A 1,951-nucleotide genomic window follows, 5' to 3' on the forward strand; every position below is an offset into this window, starting at 1 on the left:
CGGCAATACCCGATCTCTGTTGGGGTGAGTGGAGTTCTGTGGTGTGCTCTTCCTAACTCCGTACTGCTTGATCGACGTGCAGCCGGCCGGCTGCGACAGCTGCGGCGCGACCTGTTCGAGATCGATCAGGTCGAGGTAGTAGAACGCCGCGTTGTCGCCCGCGTCGCGCTGCAGCTTGAAGCGGGTGCCCGCCGGGTACGACTGCCCGAGCAGCGCGTGCGACTCGTCGAACAACCGCCGCGCGTCGGCGCTGGGGGAGTTGGACAGGCTCTCGGTGTCGTCGGTGGTGCCGTAGAGCCAGCTGTTGCGTGAGGACAGCGTGATCTTCTGCTTGAACTGGTCGTTGACGTAGAGGCTGATCGTCGCCTCCTGACCGCCGCCGCCCGGCGCGTCCGGGATCGAGTTGCGCACGACGATCGAGTTGGCGGCGTTGGCCGAGGTGATCTGCACGAACTGGCCCTGCGAGGTGAGCCGCACCGACTGCCGGCCGGAGGACTCGGTGCCGAAGTTGGTGTGCCCGAACGTCCGCAGCGGGTCGGCGGTCACCAGCGTGCCCTGATACTGCCCGGCCTCCGCCTCGTAGGACACGTACGGCACCGCCGCGCCGCGGCCCACCACGATGGACCGGGTCAGCGTGTTGTTGTTCTCGTTCGTCTCGGCCACCGCGCCGGTCGCGTCCGCGGTCGCCGTCACGGTCACCCCGCCGGTGGTCGCGGTCCACGTCCCGGAGATCTGCACGGTGCTGGTCGCGCCGGCCGCGATCGCCGCCGTGCTGCCGTTGAGGGTCGTGCTGCCCGCGGTGACCCGCGTGGTCGACGCGCCCGCCGCGCTGGTGCCGCGGTTGCGCACCGCCACGGTGAAGCTCACCGGCGCGCCGACGGCCGGGTTGGCCGGGCTCGGCGTGATCGCGGTGACCTCGAGGTCCGGGCCGGGCGACTGGCCGACCACCAGGGCGGCCGGTGCGGTGAACGTGTTGTTGTCGTTGTTCTGTTCGGGGACGGTGTTGGCCGGGTCGACCGTCGCGGCGACCGTGTAGCTGCCCTGCGCCCGCCGGCCCAGGTCGACCGTGACGTTCGCCGAGGCTCCGGCCGCGAGCGCGCCGACCTGGGCGGTGCCGACGGTGGTGCCGTTGAGCTTCACGTCGGCCGTGGTCGCCGCCGAGGCCGCGGTGCCCGCGTTGCGCACCGTGGCGGTGGCCGTGATCGCGGTGGTCTCGTTCGGCGCCGACGGACTCCAGGTGAGCCCGGTGACGGTCAGGTCCGGGTTGGGCGCCCACGCGCCGATCACCTGGAACTCGGCCACCTGAGCGCCCGGCGCCCCGGTGTTGCCGGAGAACTGCAGCCGCACGTCGGCGGTCCGCCCACTGACGGCGATGGTCACCGAGTTCTGGTTGGTGGCCGGGTTGAAGGCGTAGTCCGCGCGGGGCTTGAGCGAGGTGAAGCCGGTCGCGCCCTGGGCGCGGCCCAGAACCTCGATGCCCTGGGTACGCGGGCCCCACGCGGCGTCGGGGTTCAGCTTCACCACGACGCCGGTGACGTCGGCGTTGGAGCCGAGCTGGACGGTCAGCGTGGACTGCTGGCCGGCCGCCTCCCAGTACGTGCCGACGTTGCCGTCGACCGCGTTGCCGGCCACGTAGCTCTGCGTGAACGACGATGCCTCAATCGGCTTGCCCTGCGCGAGGTTGCCGCCGACCGGGGGCGGGGGGTCCACCGGTCCGCCGCCGGTGCCGTAGATCTCGAACTCGCCGATCTGCGCGGCCGGCCAGCCGGTGTTCGCGGTGACGGTGAGCCGCACGTACCGCGCGGTGGCCGCGCCGAAGGCGATGGTGACGGTGTTGCCGGTGGCCGGGTCGAAGACCCGCCCGGCCGATGCCGACAGGGTGTTGAACGACGTGCCGTTCGTGCTGCCCTGCACGGCGATGGTCTGCGTGCGGGCGCCCCACGCGGAGGAC

The 1,951-nt window shown here is 71.8% G+C and carries 1 protein-coding gene; it reads right to left on the reverse strand.

From position 1 onward, the window contains the following. Positions 1-1,951: CARDB domain-containing protein (locus AB0M20_RS40660; protein WP_364306546.1), on the reverse strand; the 1,951-nt coding region annotated here is incomplete at both ends.

Origin of the sequence: Actinoplanes sp. NPDC051633 (genome assembly GCF_040681735.1) — a bacterium.
Taxonomy (GTDB): Bacteria; Actinomycetota; Actinomycetes; order Mycobacteriales; family Micromonosporaceae; genus Actinoplanes.